We start from the raw sequence: 18,248 nt of genomic DNA on the forward strand, positions 1-18,248 counted from the left end.
AAAGGCCTGCCAGCGAGGCCCGAAATGGCGCTCAGAGTACGCCCGCGGGCGCGCAATCACTCGGCGTATATCCGATATAAAACTCAGTTTTTAGCATCATTAACCAATAAAATTCGGATAACCCACCAATCGTGCCACAAAATAAAAACCGGAGCGGGTATGCTCCGGTTTGTTGTCTGCCCGGGTCTGGCGGGATTAGATCACCCCCAGCTCCCGTAACCGCTCCATCAGATAGCTGTGGGCGGTGTGACGCTCCGAGAGCACCACGTCCGGACGGGGGTGCAGGAAGAGCGGCAAGGAGATGCGGGACTTGGCGGCACTGCCCCCGGTCGGGTTGATGACCCTGTGGGTGGTGGAGGGGTAGTAGCCGCGGGAGGCCTCCTGCAGCATGTCGCCGATGTTGATGATGAGGGTGCCGAAATCGCAGGGCACATCCATCCACTCCCCGTCTGAACCTTTCACCTGCAGGCCCGGCTCGTTGGAAGCGGGCAGAATGGTCAGCAGGTTGATGTCTTCATGGGCGGCGGCGCGGATGGCACCCGGCTCCTCGGTGCCGTCGAAGGGCGGGTAGTGCAGCACCCGCAGCAGGGTCTTGTGGCTCTCTTCGATCATGGAGGAGAGCGGGCAGCTGTAGTGGGCGGCGATGTCGCCCGGGGTGTGCTGCTCCACCCAGCCCAGCAGCTCGGCGGCCAGATCGTTGGCGAGGCGGTAGTACTCCATCGCCTGCTCTTTCAGCTCTGCCGGCATCTGGCCCCAGGGATAGATGTGGAAGTACTCCTTGATGTCCTTCTGGCTGTGACCCTTGGCCACCTCGGACACCGAGGGCGGGAAGTAGCCGTCCTGGGTCTCGCGATTGAACAGGAAATCCTGTTTCTGTTCGCTCATGAAGAAGCGATACCAGTTGTCATAGATGGACTGCACCAGCTCCTTCGGGATGGGGTGGTGAGTCAGCACCCCGAAGCCGGTGGTGCGCAGGGATTCGGTGAAGCGCTCGGCCGCATCGGGGGAGCGATAATCGACGGTCAGGACTTTCATTGTTTTTATGTTACATGCCAGTTAAAAGTAGGCGCAGTTTACCCTGCCTCCCCCGGCAAGAAAAGGCTGCCGGAAGCCCGTCTACAACGGCTTGAAAATACTGATAAAAACATCATGATACGGCCCCCCTCGCCCGGTGCTTGTCCCGGACGGGCCTCCTCTTCTAGAATGCCCCACCCCCTTTGCTGTCGGAGCCCCCTCATGTCCCCCAAGATACTGTTGTTGACCCTTCCCTTCCTGCTCGCCGGGTGCAGTTCCCTCTCGGAGGAGGAGTGCCGTGCCATGAGCTGGTACAACCAGGGCTATCAGGACGGGGAGCAGGGCAAGACCCGGAGCGCCACCCGCGACTATCAGAAGACCTGCGGGGAGTACGGCCTCAAGGTGGATGAGGCGGAGTGGCAGCGCGGCTACGCCAAGGGACTGGAGCTCTATTGCATCCCCGAGCTGGCCTACAGCAAGGGACGGGAGGGGAGCGAATACCTGGGGGTCTGCCCCAACGACACCAGCTTCCTCACCCAGTTCGAGCGCGGCCGCAAGGAGTACCTGCTGGAGCAGCGCCTCGGCGAATTGCAGCAGGAGCTGGAGCGCACCGAGCGGAGCATCCACCAGCTGGATCAGCAGATCCGGGGCGAGAGCGACAGCCGCCAGCGCGACTACTATCGTGCCCAGCGCGAGCGCGCCATCCGTCACTACGAAGGGGTATACCGGGACTACAACCGGCTGCGCTTCCCGGATCGGGTGATCCAGTTCTCCTTCGGGAGCTGACAAAAAGGGGCCGACATGGCCCCTTTCTGTTTATGCCGCAGACTGTTTTTCCCCTCAGGCGGGCAGGACCCAGCGCTGCAACGCCAGGGCGATGCCATCCTCGTTGTGATCCGCGGTGACCCGATCTGCATGGGCCTGGATCTGGGGCGCCGCATTGCCCATGGCCACCGCCAGCCCCACCTGCTCGAACATGCTGATGTCGTTGTTGTTGTCGCCAAAGGCCACCAGGTTCTCCATGGCGATCCCCTCGCTCGCCGCCCATTGGGCCAGCCGGTTGCCCTTGCTGCAACCTGGCTGCACCAGCTCCACCGCATAGGGGGCCGCCCAGTCACGGGTGAAGGGCAGTCTCTCCACCACCTCCCCGACGAAACGGTGCAACCGGCCGGGGTCCTGGTTGAACAACTCCAGCTTCCAGATGGGGGACTGCAACCAGAGCTCGATATCCTCGGCGGGCAGCAGGGAAACCTTGAGGTGATCCGGCTGGGTTGCCGACCAGCGCCGCATCCGGCCCACGTGCTCCTCGCAGCCCAGGTAGCCGATGCCGTCCCCCAGGTGGAACAGCGCCCCCATCTGCTGGGCTTGCACCTCCTCCAGCAGGGCGGTGAGGGGCGCCACGGCCAGGGGATCCCCGGCGAGGATCCTCTCCTGTACCGGATCATAGAGGTAGGCACCGTTGCTGCAGATGATGGGGGTGTCGAGGGCCAGCTCGTGGTGGAAGGGACGGGCCGTCATGAAGTGGCGACCCGTCACCAGCAGCACCTTGATGCCGTGGGCCCGGGCCTGGGCAAGGGCCGCCCGGGTAGCGGACGAGATCTTGTGATCCCGGTTCAGCAGGGTACCGTCCATGTCCAATGCAATGGCCTGATAACGACTCATATCACCTCCAGGAATGTCGAGACGGGTGCGGCGCCATCCCTCCCGTTTCCAGTGCCATGACGACACATCTCACCGCCGGGAATGCGGACTGGGCATCGCAAGGCCCATGATGGGAGACGCGCTCGCCGGGGGGTCGGGAAAAGCGGAGCAAAGAGCCATACCGTCCCAGACTCGGCGCCGCGATGCAAGTCCGGCCCGTCATCCCGTCGCCGAACTGTGATCCCCGCGCCCTTCGTCAGCCCGCCTCGGCGCACCCGGCCACGGCGTTTCGCCTGTCCGCCCGTCTGCGCAATCCGTAGAAACCGAAGGCACAGATCACGCCGCAGAGGCCGGCCAGGTAGAAGGGCCACTCGGTCCCCGCCAGCAGCACCAGGCTGCCCAGCACCACCGCCAGGATCTCGCTGCCCACCGCCAGACCGCGGTAGAGCCCCATCGCCTGCCCCTGCTGGCTGGCATGGCTGCGGTTGGAGACCGCCACCGAGGTGGCCAGCTCCCCCAGACTCATGCCGATGCCGGCCGGGATGAAGGTGAGCGCGAGCCCCCACCACTGGGTCGGCAGGATGAACATCAGCATGCCCGCCGCCATCACCAGGTGGCCGACGATGCCAAGGGAGCTGCCGCGCCAGTGCCGTGCCAGCTGCTCACCGATCCAGGAGCCCAGCATCATGGGCACGCTCACCAGCACGGCGGCTTGGGCCAGTTGCACCGGATCCCATGCCAGCCGCTCCACCAGCCAGACATTGAAGTAGGTGAAGTAGAGCTGCACCGCCCCGTAGCTTGCCAGGGTCAGGACAAAGTAGGGCAGGAGACGAGGTTGCAACAGCAATTGGCGGGTCGAGAGAGGGGCCTCATCCCGGGTCGCCGGCACCGGGGGACGATTGGGCAGCAGCCAGAGCACCAGCAGCAGGTTGATCACCGTCATCCCCACCGCCAGCCAGGCCGCCAGGCTGTAATCTCCCGAGACCACGGCCGCATAGCCTCCGATCATGGGACCCACCACCCAGCCCAGGTTCATGCCGATGTTGATGCGGGCGAAGTTGCGGGCCTTGGTCCTGGCCGTGCTCATGTCCGCCGCCATCGCCTGCACGATGGCGATGTCTCCGTTGAAGAAGCCCTCCACCACCCGGCTCAGCAGCAAGAGCGGCAGGGAACGCCAGGCGATGCCGAGAGCCATCAGCACATACCCCGCCAGCACCCCCACCAGACAGAGGGTCAGCACCGGCTTGCGCCCATGGCGATCGGAGAGACGGCCAAGCAAGGGGGCCCCCAGCAGTTGAAACAACGGATAGAGCCCCATGATGACGCCAAGCCACACCTTGCGGCTCCAGTCCGACGCCTGTGGCGTCAACATGCCCTGGGCCGGATCCAGCAGCAGCGGCGCCAGGACGGGGGAAGGCAGGCTGAACCCCGCCACCGCCAGCGTCACCGTCACCGTCATCACCAATACCCAGAGGGTCGCCTGTCCCTTGATCCCTTCCATCTTCGCCTCATTAAATAAAGTTATCGGTTTATTTATATTGTGAGGGGTCGTCCATTAAGTAAAGCAGATTGTTGATTTAAATCTCCCTGCTAACCATAATGACCTCATCCAGGCGGTCACCGCACCGATACCCACCACCGGAGCCCCCATGAACGCCAGTACCGACAAGATCCTCTATCTGCTGAAAACCCGCGGCCCCCAGAGCGCCGCCGAACTCGGCGACCAGTTGCAGATGACGTCCATGGGCGCGCGCCAGCACCTGATGGCCCTGGAGTCCGAGGGCTGGGTAGGGTTTAGCGACGAGGCCCGCGGCCGCGGTCGCCCGGTGCGTCTGTGGCACCTCACCGACCAGGCCTGGCAACGCTTCCCCGACACCCATGGCGATCTGACCCTGCAGCTGATCGACGATATCCGGCAGGTGTTTGGCGACGCGGGCATGGAGCAGCTCATCACGCGGCGGGAGCAGCAGATGCAGGCACGCTATGAATCCAGGCTGACCCAGCCGGCGCTGGCAGACAGGCTGATGACGCTCAAGGCGCTGCGCACCCAGGAGGGGTATATGGCGGACATGTCGCAGGAGGAGGACGGCAGCTGGCTGTGGTGGGAGAGTCACTGCCCCATCTGCAGTGCGGCCAGAGCCTGTCGGGGCTTTTGCCGCAGCGAGCTGGCGCTGTTTCGCCGGTTGCTGGCGCCGGCCGAGGTGGAGCGGGAGCAGTATCTGCTGGAGGGGGACAGCCGCTGTCTCTATCGCATCCGGCCGCCCCGCCCCTGAGCGGGCGGAACGCAAAAACAACAAAGCAGGCGCCGGGATGCCTGCTTTGTTGCCTTCGGGGAGGGGGTGCTCTCGTTCCAGCCCGTTGTTTCCCGATAAGGTCGAACGGCTGATGGGGCTCTTGACCCGGTAAGGTCCTTCACCACAGGTGCCTGGTCGGGCGCCTGTCTTGCCACCGGAAGATGTAACCATGGTACTCCCCGCGGTGCGGTGAGTGGTTGTGAAGTAGCAGGTATTTTCAGTTGTTTTTGCAATAGTTCACCCTTAATCTAGGAAAAGTGGATTAGTAATTGCGAAGAGGTACGGAGAATGCTGAAACTTGATCGTATAGACAGGCATATTCTGGAGCTGATGCAGGAAAATGGCCGCATCAGCAACCTGGAGCTGGCCGAGCTGGTCGGGCTCTCTCCCTCCCCCTGCTCGCGCCGGGTCAAGGCGCTGGAGGATGCCGGTCTCATCGATACCCATGTCACCCTGCTCAATGCCCGCCAGCTGGGGCTGACCCTCACCGCCTACATTCACATTTCCATGGACAGGCACACTCCGGAGCGGTTCGAGAACTTCGATCGCGCCGTCAAGGATCTGCCCGAAGTGCTGGAGTGCGACCTCATCACCGGCAACGATGCGGATTACCAGCTCAAGGTGGTGGTGCGGGACATGGAGCACTACCAGCACTTCCTGCTGGACAAGCTGACCCACATCTCCGGCGTGACCGGGGTGCGTTCAAGCTTCGTGCTGCGCCGCATCAAACACAAGACCGCCCTGCCCCTCAACCACCTGGGCTGACAACCCACCCCGCATCCGAGGAGCACCAAAAGCAAGAGGAGGCCCGGGCCTCCTCTTCTTGTCTCTGCTATCAAGGGCATTCGCGGTCAACACAGCCCGCGGGCGCCATCGCGCCGCCAGGTGGTGGACGCCTCGTCATGCCTCGACCTGGCTGACGTCCTGCACCTGCAGCAACCAGCCGCTCTGCTCCTGCAGGGGTTCGCCGCGCAGCCGCAGCCGCTCACCGGTCGACACCCACTGCCCTTTGGGCAGAGAGATTTCCAGGCTCTCGCTGCCGTTGTCGAACACCCAGCGATCGGCGCCCAACGACTCCATCAAGTACCCTTCCATCTCCACTCTGGACTCGGCCTGCCAGGAGGGGGAGGCGGTATCACGGCTCTCGATGAAATCCCCCTGAACACCAAAGCTGGCCAGCCCCCACAGAATGGAGAGCCCGACGATGGATGATTGCATCTCTCTCTCCTGTTGGTTTGCTACCTTGAGGGCCAGTATGGGAAGAGAAAAATGAGTGCACCATGAACAAGGTGCCAAAGTGCTGGCAAGATCGCGAAAAAAACCGGCCCCATGGCCGGTCATGTCATTTTATGTCGTACAGGTCACACTACTTGGCCGCTTCTTCTGCCATCCGTGCAGCCCTTGGTTTATTTGTCCACATGGCCACCCCGCGGTGATCCGCACAGATCCCCTCGTCGGTGACCGCCCTCACCCGGACCCCGTCCTTGCAGATGGCCTGCCAGGCATCGGCATCGTCGATCTGCAGCTCGGAACGGGGATAGGAGGTATCGGCGCAGGCGCACAGCAGGATGGCAAACAGAGGCAGCAGGGATTGCATGGGTTTCATCGGGTCACTCCTGACGGGAAAAGGGATCAGCGCCCCAGCTGCGCCGCCACGCGATCGCAAAGCTGCTTGAGCTGGGCCAACTCAGCATCGGCCAGATCCACCTGGTTGCGCAAGCTGTCCGCCAGACAGCACTCCCTGACCTCCTGCTGCAACTGGCGTCCCGCCTCGGTCAGACTGATGCACTTTTGCCGCTCATCCTCGTGGGAGACGGTGCGGGTCAGCCACCCCTTGCTCTCCAGCCGCTTGACGATGGGGGTCAGGGTGCCCGCATCCAGTCCGGTCTCCTGCCCTATCTCCTTGAGGCTGACCTCGTCCCGGGCCCAGAGCGAGAGCATCACCAGGTACTGGGTATAGGTGAGATCCAGCTTGTCCAGCAGCGGCCGATAGGCACGCATCACCGCATTGGAGGCGCTGTAGAGGGCAAAACAGACCTGCTTTTTCAATTCGCTCATGGAGGACCTCGCTGACGACAAGGGGGGCAGTATACCCCATCAACTTCGGGGCTGAATAGTTTGCACACAAAACAGTTGCCAGCCCCCGCGTTCAGGACTACCCTGATTTTAGTTTGCACACAAACAAAAATACCAGGCCGCCGCCCGACGCGCGGCCCCACTGCCGGAGAATGCCCATGAATGCCATCAGCCATCAAATCCAACTGCTGCGTCGCCCCACCGGTCTCCCCACCCTGGAGGACTTCGCCCTCCGGGACGTGCCCCTGCCCGCCCTGCAGGAGGGAGAGGTGCAGGTCGCCAACCAGTGGCTGTCGGTGGACCCCTACATGCGCGGCCGCATGAGCGAGGCAAAAAGCTACGTTCCCCCCTTCCCCCTCAACGGTCCCCTCGACGGCGGAGCCATCGGCACGGTACAGGCATCGCGCCATCCCGATTTCAAGGTGGGGGACAAGGTGAGCAGCATGCTGGGCTGGCGGGATGCCTTCGTGGCAAACGCCGCCCAGCTCACCCGCCTGCCCGACACCACCCTGCCGCCCCAGCGCTTCCTCGGCGCCCTCGGCATGCCGGGCATGACCGCCTGGGCGGGCCTGCACAAGGTGGCGCACCTGAAGGCCGGTGAAACCCTGCTGGTCTCGGCAGCCTCCGGGGCGGTCGGCACCATGGTGGTCCAGCTCGCCAAGCAGGCGGGAGCCAGGGTCATCGGCTCCACCGGCTCGGCCGACAAGGTCGCCTACCTCAAGACCCTGGGGGCCGATGCGGTGATCAACTACCGGGAGACCCCTGATCTCGACGCCGAGCTGGCCCGCCTCGCCCCCGAGGGCATCCACGTCTACTTCGAGAACGTGGGGGGCACCATGCTGGATGCCGCCCTCAACCACCTGGTGGTGCACGGGCGCATCGTGCTGTGCGGCCTCATCGAGCAGTACAACAGCAACGGCCAGGCCAGCGGCCCGCGCAACCTCTCCCAGATGATCCGCAAGCGCATCCTCATGCAGGGGCTGCTGGTCTCCGATCACTGGCAGCACTACGGGGCGTTCCTGGCAGAGGCCATGCCGGCCTTCGAGGCGGGCACCCTCCAGGCCGAGGAGACCGTCAGCGAGGGGCTGGCCAGCATGCCGCAAGCCTTTATCGGACTGTTCCAGGGCCGCAATACCGGCAAGATGCTGGTCAAACTGCCCTGATCCGGGGGCATTCCCCATCTATTTAACAGATAGAATGTCGCCAGAACCATCCGTTTAAGCGATGGAAAATAGGCATCCGATCGCCCTTGAACAGGTGGCTTGCGCAACGGGCCCATCCCCCCTAAGGTGGGCCCGTTTTCCCTGGCGCACCCCGCCGTCTCAGCAAGGAGCCTCCCCTATGTCTACCCCCTATCCCCGCGTCGGTGTCGGCGTCATTCTCACCAATGGCCAGGGCCAGGTACTGCTTGGCAAGCGCAAGGGCAGCCATGCCCCCTACTGGTCCATCGCTGGCGGTCATCTGGAATTGGGGGAGACCTTCGAGTCGGCAGCCATCCGGGAGGTGGCGGAGGAGACCGGCTTCGTCATCCGCCAGCCTCGCGTCATCGCCGTCACCAACAACCTGGAGACCTGGCGCGAGAGCGGCCTGCACTACATCTCGGTCACCCTGCTGGCAGAGGTGGACGGGGAGCCGCAACTGCTGGAGCCGGAAAAATGCGAGGGCTGGATCTGGTGCGACCCGCACACTCTGCCCGAGCCTCACTTCGATGCCAGTCGCCAGTCCATCGCCTGCTGGCTGGCGGGACAATGCTACCTGCCCCAGGCACAACCTGCCCCCTGACCCTCACCGGCAGGCTGCTGCGCGTCATCCCGGCACCTCTCGTCAGCTGGCGGAGGCGACCAGCCCCCCCGCCAGCCCCTGTTGATGGCAGGCTGCGCGGGAGGGCGTACCGTCACCAAACTGTCACTTTTTTGTCATATTATCCGGGCCAGGATGATGACGAGGAGGGGAAGATGGGACAGGTATTCATGCAGTTCTTGTGGCTGGGATGCATCAGTGTTGGCGGGCCGGCCGCCCATATCGGCTATTTTCAGCGCACCTTTGTCCAGCGGCTGGGCTGGCTGAACCAGGCGGAGTTCGCCCAGTTGCTGGCCCTGTGCCAACTGCTGCCGGGTCCGGCCTCCAGCCAGCTCGGCTTTGCCATCGGCCGCCACCGCGCCGGCATCGGCGGCGCCCTGGCCGCCTTCGTCGGCTTTACCCTCCCCTCCTTCCTGCTGTTGCTGGCGGCCGCCGTCGGTCTGGGTCAGCTTGCGGGCAGCCTCTGGCTGGACGCCGCCCTGCACGGCCTCAAGCTGCTGGCGCTCGTCGTGGTGGCGGATGCCGTGCTCACCATGAGCCGCCAGTTCTGCAAGACGGCGCTGCAACAGGGGGTCATGGTGGCCACCGCCGCCGCCCTCTGGTGCGCCCCCGGTCTTCTGACCCAGGTCGCCATGCTGCTCGGCGCGGCCCTCCTCTGTGCCTTGCGCGAGCCGCATCCGGGGAGTCAGGGCCTCGCGTCCACTCCTGCTCGCCAGCCTCACTGGCCGACCCTGCTGCTGTTCGCCCTGCTGTTCGTCGGCCTGCCCCTGGTGGCGAGCGGCCCCGTCAGCCAGTTGCTGGCCGACTTTTACCGGGCAGGCAGCCTGGTGTTTGGCGGTGGTCACGTGGTGCTGCCCCTGTTGCAGGAGAGCCTGGGTCACCACCTGAGCGAGCAGCAGTTCCTGACCGGCTACGGCCTGGCCCAGCTGGTACCCGGCCCCATGTTCACCCTGGCCACCTACCTGGGCGCCGTGCTGCTGCCCGCCACTCCCTTCATCGGAGCGCTGCTGGCGACCCTGGCGCTCTTCCTGCCGGGTTTCTTGCTGCTCTGGGCGCTGGGCCCCTGCTGGCAGCACTGGCTGGCCCGCCCCCGTCTGGCGGGGGCCGTGGCCGGCATCAACGCCGCCGTGGTGGGGCTGCTGCTGGCGGCCCTCTATCAGCCGGTGTGGCAGAGCGCCGTGCTCTCCCCCACCGATCTGGCGCTGGCCGCCGCCGGCTTCTACCTGCTGCGGGTGCCACGGCTCCCCGTTCTGCCCCTCGCCACCCTGCTGACGGGGGCGGCCCTGCTGCTGGCCTGACGAACCCGCGACAAGTCAGGCAGCGCCCGCCGGGCTGTCGGTCATGGCTCTTCTCCTCGAGGGGAACCAAAGAGAGCAAGATCCGTCAGGACAGCTCGGGCCCGTTGGCCGATAGTGGGCAGCACAGAGGAGAGACCATGGATCACAACCAGACAGAGGCCTACCGCCGACGCTTTCAAACGGTGACAGAGCACATCGAACGCCATCTCGACGACGACCTGTCGCTGGAGCGGCTCAGCGCCGTGGCGCACTTCTCGCCCTTTCACTTTCATCGGCAATTTGCCGCTTACTGCGGCGTGCCGCTGGGGCGTTACATCCAGCTGCTGCGGCTGAAGCGAGCCTCTTACCGGTTGGCATTCGCTCCTCTGGACAAGGTGACTGATATCGCCCTCGATGCCGGCTTCCAGCATGGCGAATCTTTCAGTCGCGCCTTCAAGCAGACGTTCGGCCTGACGCCCAGCCAGTTCAGGCTGCACCCGGACTGGGCCAGCTGGCATCGCTGCCTGCCACGGCCCCCCACAAAGAGGATTGACCCCATGCGAGTCGACATCATCCAGTTCCCGCAGACCGCCGTCGCCGCCCTGACCCATCAGGGCCTGCCCGAGCGCATCAACGACACCGCGGCGCGCTTCATCCAGTGGCGCAAGGCCACGGGCGGCTCCCCGGTCGCCACCAGCCGGACCTATGGCCTGGCGCCGGACGACCCCGCCACGACGGAGGGTGCGGCGTTTCGCTTTACCCTCTGTGGCAGCGTCGAGGCCCCCGTCGCCGAGGACAATGAGTGGGGCGTGATGAATGCCCTCATCCCGGCCGGGCGCTGCGCCGTGGTACGCCACCACGGCTCCCACGACCTCCTGGCCGACTGTGCCCGAGCGCTCTACCGCGACTGGCTGCCCGCCAGCGGCGAAGAGCTGCGGGATTTTCCGCTCTTCTTCCACTACCACAACTTTGTACACGAGGTGCCCATCCATGAGCTGGTCACCGACATCTACCTGCCGCTGGCATAGCCCGGCACCTGACAGGGGGAGATAAAAAAGCGGCGCCTCCGAAGGGAGGCGCCGCTGGTCGTGTCGGGGATCAGGCGTCGGGCTCGAAATCCAGGCTCAGGCTGTTGACGCAGTAGCGCTGGCCGGTCTCGGTCGGCCCGTCGGGGAAGACGTGGCCGAGGTGGGAGCCGCACTGGCTGCAGGTGATCTCCACCCGCTTCATGCCGTGGCTGTTGTCCTCGGTGTAGGTCACCGTCCCCTCGATGGCCCGGTCGAACGAGGGCCAGCCGCAGCCCGCGTCAAACTTGGCTCCTGAGTGGAACAGCACCTGCTTGCAGCAGACGCAGTGGTAATCGCCGCTCTTGCGGTTGTGCAGCAGGGCACCGCTGTAAGGACGCTCGGTCCCTTTCTCCCAGCAGACGTGGAACTGCTCTGCACTCAGCTTGTCGCGCCACTGTTCAGGGTTGTTACTGCTCATTCCGGCTCCTCACCACTGATAACGGTGCCCAGCATACCGAGTCAGGGCGCCTGGCTCTACCCCGCCAGCGGGAACTGTGATCCCGTTGGCAACACGGCGACAATATCCGCTGCCACCACCCCTTCACTCGCCAGCACCGCCGCCGGCAGGGCGACCCGCTCCAGCAGCTTGAGGGAGTGGGCACGCCCCACCGCCACCTGCCGCTTGATGTCGTCCGGCAGGAAAGGCAGGCCGTCGTTGGTGGCGGTGTCGATGGTCTGGATCCACTCCATGCCCTCCCCCGGCGGCGGCAGGCGGAACTGGATGTCATAGTCGCTGGCGTTGAACAGCACGTACCAGCGCTCCCCGGTGCAGCCGATCATGCCGATGTCCATGGCAAACGCCTGCCCCATGGGGGCGTGCCAGTCCTGATCGGTGAGCTGATGGCCGTCCGGGTGATACCAGTTCACCTGGTGACAGCTGGTCGCCTTGCCGTTCCAGCCGTCGTCGCTCAGTTGCAGGTTGGAGAAGACCCCGGACTCCGCCCGCAGCGCCATCATCTGGCGGGTGAAGGCGAGCAGCCGCTCGTCCTCCGGGCGCAGTTGCCAGTTCACCCAGCTTATCTGGTTGTCCTGACAGTAGGCGTTGTTGTTGCCGAGCTGGCTGCGGCCCATCTCGTCCCCGGCCAGAAAGTGGGGCGTCCCCTGTGACAGCAGCAGGGTGGCGATGAGGTTGCGCTTCTGCTGCTGGCGCAGGTTGTTGATGCGCGGGTCCAGGGTCGGCCCCTCCACCCCGTGGTTGCTGGAGAGGTTGTTGCCGTGGCCGTCCCGGTTGTCCTCGCCGTTGGCCTGGTTGTGGCGCTGGTTGTAGGAGACCAGGTCCTCGAGGGTGAAGCCGTCGTGATAGCAGAGGTAGTTGACGCTGGTGTGGGGGGAGCGCCAGTTCTTCGGGAAGAGATCCCGCGAGCCCACCAGACGGGTGGCAAAATCCCCCATCTTGCCCGCATCCCCGCGCCAGAAGGCGCGCACCGTGTCGCGGTAACGATCGTTGATCTCCAGCCACTGGCTCGGAAACTGGCCGAGACGATAGCCGAAGGGGCCGATGTCCCAGGGTTCGGCGATGAGCCTGACCCGCGCCAGCACGGGATCCGCCATCATGGCCTTGAAGAAGGCGCTCATGGGATCGAACTCCCCCGCCTCCCGCGCCAGGGTGACCGCCAGATCGAAGCGAAAACCGTCCACCTGCATCTCGGTGACCCAGTAGCGCAGGGCATCGAGCACCAGCCGCAGGGTGTTGGGGTGATCCAGATTGACACTGTTGCCGCAGCCGGTGACGTTGGCGTGGCGATGGTAATCCGGACCGTGGGCCCCCGACTCGAAGGCGTAATAGCCCGCGTTGTCAAACCCCTTGAGGGAGAGCATGGGGCCGTCGAAGCCCGACTCCGCGGTGTGGTTGTAGACCACATCCAGGATCACCTCGAGCCCCGCCCGGTGCAGCTCGCGCACCATGGTCTTGAACTCGGTCACCGCATCCTTCGCCCCGTAGCGCGGTTCGGGCGCGAAGAAGGCGATGGGGTTGTAGCCCCAGTAGTTGGTGAGCCCCAGTTGCTCGAGCCGGGGCTCGGACATGAAGGCCGCCACCGGCATCAGCTGCACCGAGGTGACCCCCAGGGAGAGCAGGTGCTCGATCATCAGCGGGTGGCTGATGCCCAGATAGGTGCCCTGCAACGCCTTGGGGATGCCGGGGTGCTGGCGGGTGAACCCCTTGACGTGGGTCTCGTAGAGCACGACCCGCTCCGGCGGGATGCCGGGCTTGCCGACCCCCTGCCAGTCGAAGGCATCGTCCACCACCACCGACTTGCCCACCATGGCCGCGCTGTCCCCCTCGTAGAGGGCATCGTCCCAGTGGGTGGCACGGCTGAGCGCCCTGGCATAGGGGTCTATCAGCAGCTTGTCCGGGTCGAACAGCAACCCCTCCTGGGGAGAGCCATGCACCCGGTAGCCATAGCGCTGACCAGCCTTGACCCCGCGCACGTGGCCGAACCAGTACTGGCCGCGCCGACCGGGCAAGGGGAGACGCGCCAGCTCCTGCTCCTCGTCGTCGAACAGGCAGAGCTCCACCTTGTCCGATTGGGGAGCCCAGACACAGAAGTGGCAGCCCGTCTCGTCCAGACGGGCGCCAAGCGGGTGATCTACCCCGTTTTCCATTTCAAACATCAGGACTCCTGTTTGATGAACAAGGTCGCGAGCGGCGGCAAGTCCAGCACCAGGCTGTGTGCCATCCCCTGCCAGGGGGTCGCCTCGGCGACGAAGACCAGACCCACATCATAGTTGCTGCCCCAGTAATACTCGCTGTCGGTATTGAGCACCACCCGATAGTGGCCCGCCGCCGGTACGCCAATCCGGTATTCGATGCGCGGCACCGGGGTGAAGTTGCACGTCACCATGATGGCCTGTTTGCCCTCTTTGTCCGCCCGCAGCCAGGCAAAGATGCTGTTGTCGGCATCGTTGTGATCCAGCCAGCGGAAGCCGTTCTGCTCATAGTCCGCCTGATACAAGGCAGGTTCATGACGGTAGAGGTGGTTGAGATCGTGGATCAACCGCTGCTGGCCGCCGTGCTTGGGATATTGCAGCAGGTGCCAGGGCAGCTGGGCGTCGTGGTTCCACTCGTTGCTCTGGGCGATTTCGGTGCCCATGAAGTTGAGCTTCTTGCCCGGGTGGCCGTACATGAACCCCATGTAGGCGCGCAGGTTGGCGGCCTGCTGCCACTCGTCCCCCGGCATCTTGTAGAGCATGGAGTGCTTGCCGTGTACCACCTCGTCGTGGGAGAGGGACAGGATGAAGTTCTCGTCATAGTGGTAAACCATGGAGAAGGTCATGTCGTTGTGGTGGTAGCGACGGTGGATCGGCTCTTTCTGCATGTAGCTGAGGGTGTCGTGCATCCAGCCCATATTCCACTTGAAGCCAAAACCCAGGCCACCGAGGAAGGTGGGGCGGGAGACGCCGGCAAAGGCGGTGGACTCCTCGGCGATGGTCATGGCGTGGGGGTACTTGCGATAGACCTCCTCGTTGGTCCACTTGAGCAGGCTGATCGCCTCGTAGTTGTGGTTGCCGCCATCGACGTTCGGTACCCACTCGCCGGCGTTGCGCGAATAGTCCAGATAGAGCATGGAGGCGACTGCATCCACCCGCAGGCCGTCGATGTGGAACTTGTCGAGCCAGAACAGGGCGCTCGCCACGAGGAACTGGCGCACTGTGTTGCGGCCGAAGTCGTAGATGTAGGAGTTCCAGTCCGGGTGCCAACCACGGCGCGGATCTTCGTACTCGTAGAGTGGGGTGCCGTCGAAGCGGGCCAGCCCGTGGGCATCGGACGGGAAGTGGGCGGGCACCCAATCCAGAATGATGCCGATGCCGGCCTGGTGGCACTGGTCAACGAAGTATTTGAAATCATCAGCCGTGCCGTAGCGGCTGGTGGGGGAGAACATGCCCACCGGCTGGTAGCCCCAGGAGCCGCTGAAGGGGTGCTCGGAGACTGGCAGCAGCTCGATGTGGGTGTACTCCATCTCCTTGATGTAATCCACCAGTTCCACCGCCAGCTCGCGCCAGCTCAGGCTGTCGCCGTTGGAGTGACGCTTCCAGGAACCCACGTGCAGCTCGTAGATGGAAAGGGGTTGTTCGCGCTTGTCATTGAGCTGACTCTCGCGCCAGGCGGCGTCCTGCCACTGGTACTGACCGTGGTCATAGACCACGGAGGCGAACGAGGGGTACTGCTCGCAGTAGAAGCCCACCGGGTCGCTCTTGTGGGGCAGGCGATTGCCCGCCGGGTCCTTGAGTTCGAACTTGTAGCGATCCCCGGCCTTGAGCCCCGGCACGAACAGCACCCAGTGGCCGCACTGGCTGCGCTGCATGGGGTGACGGCGGCCATCCCAGAAGTTGAAATCGCCGATGAGGCTCACCGCCGTGGCGCTCGGCGCGTAGACGGCAAAGCGTACCCCTTCCACCTGCTGGCCGAGGTGCGTCACGGTGCGCAACTGGGCGCCGAGGGTGTGGTAGAGGTTTTCCGGTTGCCAGGTGAGTTCCGCCAGCCCTTCCCAGGCGGCAGCCTGGAACTGATAGGGGTCGATGATGTCGGCACTGGCGTCGGCGTAGGTCGCGATGAGCTGGTAGGGGAAGGGATTCTTGCGGCGGGTGAAAACAGTTTCAAAGAGGCCCGCTTCGTCAGCGGCGGTCAGGGTGGCAACTATCTTGCCTGACTTGAGATCCCTGACCCGGACCTCGAGTGCATCGGGCAACCAGGCGGTGAGTTTCAGGCCTGGCCCATCCGGATTGGCCAGCAGGCCTAGATGGGAGAAGGGATCGGCACAGCGGGCGGCAACCAAACGTTCAACGGGCATCGACATTTCCTTTGATGGCTGAACATCCGCTTCGGCCGAAGCCGAAGCGGATGAAAGTGAGTCACATGTTGGCGTTCAAGGCTCAACGGCTGGCCTCGTCACGGGCCCGGCTCATCTTGCCCGCCAGATTCTTGAGCGCCTCGTCGGCGAAGATATCCTCCAGATCCCGGGAGAGCTTGCGACGCCAGTTGGGGTACTCGTAGCTGGTACCCGGCACGTTGACCGGCTTGTCCATCTCCAGCCAGTCTTCGAGCTGGGTGCTGAACAGGGCACAGCTGCCACGGGACATGTGCAGTTGCAGACCGTGGTTGAGCTCGGTATTCATGCCGACCCAGTTCACGTCTTGACTGATATTGCCAGAGATGACCCCATGAGCATGCAGGCTGTCAAGGATCCGCTGCTTGGCCTGGTGGCGATCAGCATACAGGGTCTTGAGTACGTCTTCATCCGGGTACAGGCCCAGTTCGCGTCCCAGCGCCAGATCGTCGCAGTGCCAGAAGCCTTTGAGGGTCGGCATGTCGTGGGTGGTCAGGGCGGACATCGCCTGCTCGGCGTAGTGCGCCGGGGAGATGAAGCCACCATCGTCCTTGGAGCGCTCGAAGAAGAACACCTTGTAGGAGTGGACGCCGTTCTCTTTCAGGGTCACGTCGATCCCCTCCGGCACGGTCCCCAGATCCTCGCCGATCAGCAAGCACTGGTTGCGATGAGACTCGAGGGCCAGGATCCCCAGCAGATCGTTCACCGGGTAATAGATGTAGGCCCCCTTGGCGGCCGACTCTCCGGGCGGCACCCACCACAGGCGCAGCAAGGCCATCACGTGGTCGATGCGCAGGGCGCCGCAGGAGCGCATGTTGGCACGGAACAGATCCACCATGGGCTGGTAGGCGGCCTCGAACAGCTGGTTCGGGTTCATGGGGGGCAGGCCCCAGTTCTGGCCGAGGGGGCCGAGGATGTCGGGCGGTGCACCGACCGAGGCTTTCGGGCAGTAGAGATCCCGGTTTGCCCAGATCTCGGTGGAGCCTTCGGAGACGCCGACCGCCAGATCCCGGTAGATCCCCATCACCATGCCGGCGGCCTTGGCGCGGGCATCGGCCCGGGCCAGCTGCTCGTCAGCCAGGAACTGCAGATAGAGATAGAAGGCCACATCCTGCTGGTGCTCGGCCATCCAGGCCGCCACTTCGGGGTTGTGGTAATCGCGCAGCGCCTCGGGCCAGACCGGCCAGCCCCAGGCATTCTCGCCTTTGGCATAGAAGTGGGCCTGCAGGGCGTCAAACGCTGCCTGCTGTTGCAGGCTGTCACCGCCGGCAGCCACAAAGGCATCGAACGCAGCCTGACGCTCGGCGCTGAAGCTGGTCTGGTCGAACACCTGGCGCAGCATCCCGATCTTGGTCTGGATGACGCCGGTGTAATCCACATTGTCCTTGACCCGCAGGGAGGTGAGGTGCTGCTGGAAGGCCGGGCTCGCCACTTCCGCTTTCAGGCGATCGTTGCCCAGGAATTCGGGCACCGCTTCCACATCGATATAGGCGACGTTGAGCCAGCGACGGGAAGAGGGGCTGTAGGGGCTGGCACTCTCCGGGTTGGCCGGATAGAGGGCATGAATGGGGTTGAGACCGACGAAGTGGGCTCCCCAGGCGGCTGCGTTCTCAACCAGCTGGCCGAGATCGCTGAAATCGCCGATGCCCCAGTTGTGGCGGCTGCGCAGGCAGTAGAGCTGGACGCTCGGGCCCCACACCTTGCGACCATTGGCGATGGGCGCCTGCTTGTAGCAGGACTTGGGGGCGACGATGAGACGCATGGTGGCCAGCGGCTCGTCATTGCCCTCTTCCAGCAGGATGAGCTGGTGATAACCCAGCGCAGGCTGCACATCCAGGGTGACGCGATAGGCCTGACACTCCATCTCCTCGAACTCGGCCACCCCGACCAGCTCACCCTCGATGGGAGTGAGTTGACCGGACAGCACTGCACCCTGCTCCTGCTGGAGCTGCCAGGTGAGGGCATCGTTGACGAATTCGATGGGGAGGCGAACCTCAAGAGTAACGGCATCGCCGCTGCGTACCACCATCACGGGATCCAGCGCGCGCAGCCAGTGCTGGCGGTGCTCCTGCTCAAGCTGTTCGGACAGGGCGGCCTCGTCATCGACGCGGTAGCCCATGGCGCCCAGCATGGCGGCCTTGCTCTCTTCCGATACCAGGGCCGGCTGGCCCCAGGCATCAACATACTCACTGGCAATGCCTTTGGCGGCAGCCAGCTGTTCAATCAGGGTGGTCATAGTTTGAGAATTCCCGC

Annotated in this window: 17 protein-coding genes; 7 read left to right on the forward strand and 10 right to left on the reverse strand. The window is 64.3% G+C overall.

The features are described from left to right. Positions 1-195: 195 nt before the first annotated feature. Positions 196-1,035, reverse strand: a complete 840-nt coding sequence (locus tag C2U37_RS03540) for an isopenicillin N synthase family dioxygenase (RefSeq protein WP_010672899.1) — start codon at positions 1,033-1,035, stop codon at positions 196-198. Positions 1,036-1,236: 201 nt separating this feature from the next. Between C2U37_RS03540 and C2U37_RS03545 the strand changes: the two genes are divergently transcribed. Next, the gene (locus tag C2U37_RS03545; RefSeq protein ID WP_010672898.1) at positions 1,237-1,800 is read left to right on the forward strand and encodes a DUF2799 domain-containing protein; all 564 of its coding nucleotides are present in this window, start codon (positions 1,237-1,239) and stop codon (positions 1,798-1,800) included. Positions 1,801-1,854: 54 nt separating this feature from the next. Here C2U37_RS03545 and C2U37_RS03550 read toward each other — a convergent pair whose 3' ends face one another. Then, entirely contained in the window at positions 1,855-2,676 is an 822-nt protein-coding gene (locus C2U37_RS03550) for a Cof-type HAD-IIB family hydrolase (RefSeq protein WP_104451834.1), read from the reverse strand. A 235-nt stretch (positions 2,677-2,911) separates the two neighbouring features. Then, on the reverse strand, positions 2,912-4,156 hold the full coding sequence (locus tag C2U37_RS03555; protein WP_104451835.1) for an MFS transporter: 1,245 nt from the start codon (positions 4,154-4,156) through the stop codon (positions 2,912-2,914). A 148-nt stretch (positions 4,157-4,304) separates the two neighbouring features. Between C2U37_RS03555 and C2U37_RS03560 the strand changes: the two genes are divergently transcribed. Next, positions 4,305-4,928, forward strand: coding sequence for a helix-turn-helix transcriptional regulator (locus tag C2U37_RS03560; protein WP_041214535.1), 624 nt, complete (start codon positions 4,305-4,307; stop codon positions 4,926-4,928). Positions 4,929-5,237: 309 nt separating this feature from the next. Next, complete coding sequence (locus C2U37_RS03565; RefSeq protein ID WP_010672894.1) at positions 5,238-5,714, forward strand: Lrp/AsnC family transcriptional regulator; 477 nt, start codon at positions 5,238-5,240, stop codon at positions 5,712-5,714. 135 nt (positions 5,715-5,849) lie between these two features. On the opposite strand, the gene C2U37_RS03570 is transcribed toward C2U37_RS03565, so the two are convergent. The 3 genes from C2U37_RS03570 to C2U37_RS03580 form a co-directional block, all read right to left on the reverse strand. Then, positions 5,850-6,167 (reverse strand): hypothetical protein, encoded by a 318-nt coding sequence (locus tag C2U37_RS03570; protein ID WP_041211026.1) that lies wholly within the window; start codon positions 6,165-6,167, stop codon positions 5,850-5,852. Between the two features lie 148 nt (positions 6,168-6,315). Continuing rightward, on the reverse strand, positions 6,316-6,546 hold the full coding sequence (locus tag C2U37_RS03575; RefSeq protein WP_029313696.1) for a hypothetical protein: 231 nt from the start codon (positions 6,544-6,546) through the stop codon (positions 6,316-6,318). A 35-nt stretch (positions 6,547-6,581) separates the two neighbouring features. Then, positions 6,582-7,007: a MarR family winged helix-turn-helix transcriptional regulator gene (locus C2U37_RS03580; RefSeq protein ID WP_029313694.1), complete on the reverse strand. Its 426-nt coding sequence runs from the start codon at positions 7,005-7,007 to the stop codon at positions 6,582-6,584. A gap of 176 nt (positions 7,008-7,183) precedes the next feature. Between C2U37_RS03580 and C2U37_RS03585 the strand changes: the two genes are divergently transcribed. From C2U37_RS03585 to C2U37_RS03600, 4 genes are all read left to right on the forward strand, one after another. Next, on the forward strand, positions 7,184-8,188 hold the full coding sequence (locus C2U37_RS03585; RefSeq protein ID WP_104451836.1) for an NADP-dependent oxidoreductase: 1,005 nt from the start codon (positions 7,184-7,186) through the stop codon (positions 8,186-8,188). 178 nt (positions 8,189-8,366) lie between these two features. Next, positions 8,367-8,807, forward strand: coding sequence for a nucleotide triphosphate diphosphatase NUDT15 (locus tag C2U37_RS03590; protein ID WP_039039391.1), 441 nt, complete (start codon positions 8,367-8,369; stop codon positions 8,805-8,807). 173 nt (positions 8,808-8,980) lie between these two features. After that, on the forward strand, positions 8,981-10,123 hold the full coding sequence (gene chrA, locus C2U37_RS03595) for a chromate efflux transporter (RefSeq protein WP_104451837.1): 1,143 nt from the start codon (positions 8,981-8,983) through the stop codon (positions 10,121-10,123). Between the two features lie 137 nt (positions 10,124-10,260). Further along, positions 10,261-11,130, forward strand: coding sequence for an AraC family transcriptional regulator (locus C2U37_RS03600; RefSeq protein ID WP_104451838.1), 870 nt, complete (start codon positions 10,261-10,263; stop codon positions 11,128-11,130). A 70-nt stretch (positions 11,131-11,200) separates the two neighbouring features. On the opposite strand, the gene msrB is transcribed toward C2U37_RS03600, so the two are convergent. The 4 genes from msrB to malQ all read right to left on the reverse strand — a co-directional run bounded on the left by msrB (position 11,201) and on the right by malQ (position 18,231). Beyond that, complete coding sequence (gene msrB, locus C2U37_RS03605) at positions 11,201-11,587, reverse strand: peptide-methionine (R)-S-oxide reductase MsrB (protein WP_010672886.1); 387 nt, start codon at positions 11,585-11,587, stop codon at positions 11,201-11,203. Between the two features lie 56 nt (positions 11,588-11,643). Beyond that, positions 11,644-13,782: a glycogen debranching protein GlgX gene (gene glgX / locus C2U37_RS03610; RefSeq protein ID WP_104451839.1), complete on the reverse strand. Its 2,139-nt coding sequence runs from the start codon at positions 13,780-13,782 to the stop codon at positions 11,644-11,646. Beyond that, complete coding sequence (gene glgB / locus C2U37_RS03615; RefSeq protein WP_104451840.1) at positions 13,782-15,959, reverse strand: 1,4-alpha-glucan branching protein GlgB; 2,178 nt, start codon at positions 15,957-15,959, stop codon at positions 13,782-13,784. The genes glgX and glgB overlap by 1 nt, the downstream gene beginning before the upstream one ends. Positions 15,960-16,041: 82 nt before the next feature. Then, positions 16,042-18,231 (reverse strand): 4-alpha-glucanotransferase, encoded by a 2,190-nt coding sequence (gene malQ, locus C2U37_RS03620; RefSeq protein ID WP_104451841.1) that lies wholly within the window; start codon positions 18,229-18,231, stop codon positions 16,042-16,044. Positions 18,232-18,248: the final 17 nt, after the last annotated feature.

This window comes from Aeromonas sp. ASNIH1 (assembly GCF_002934285.1).
Lineage (GTDB): Bacteria > Pseudomonadota > Gammaproteobacteria > Enterobacterales > Aeromonadaceae > Aeromonas > Aeromonas caviae.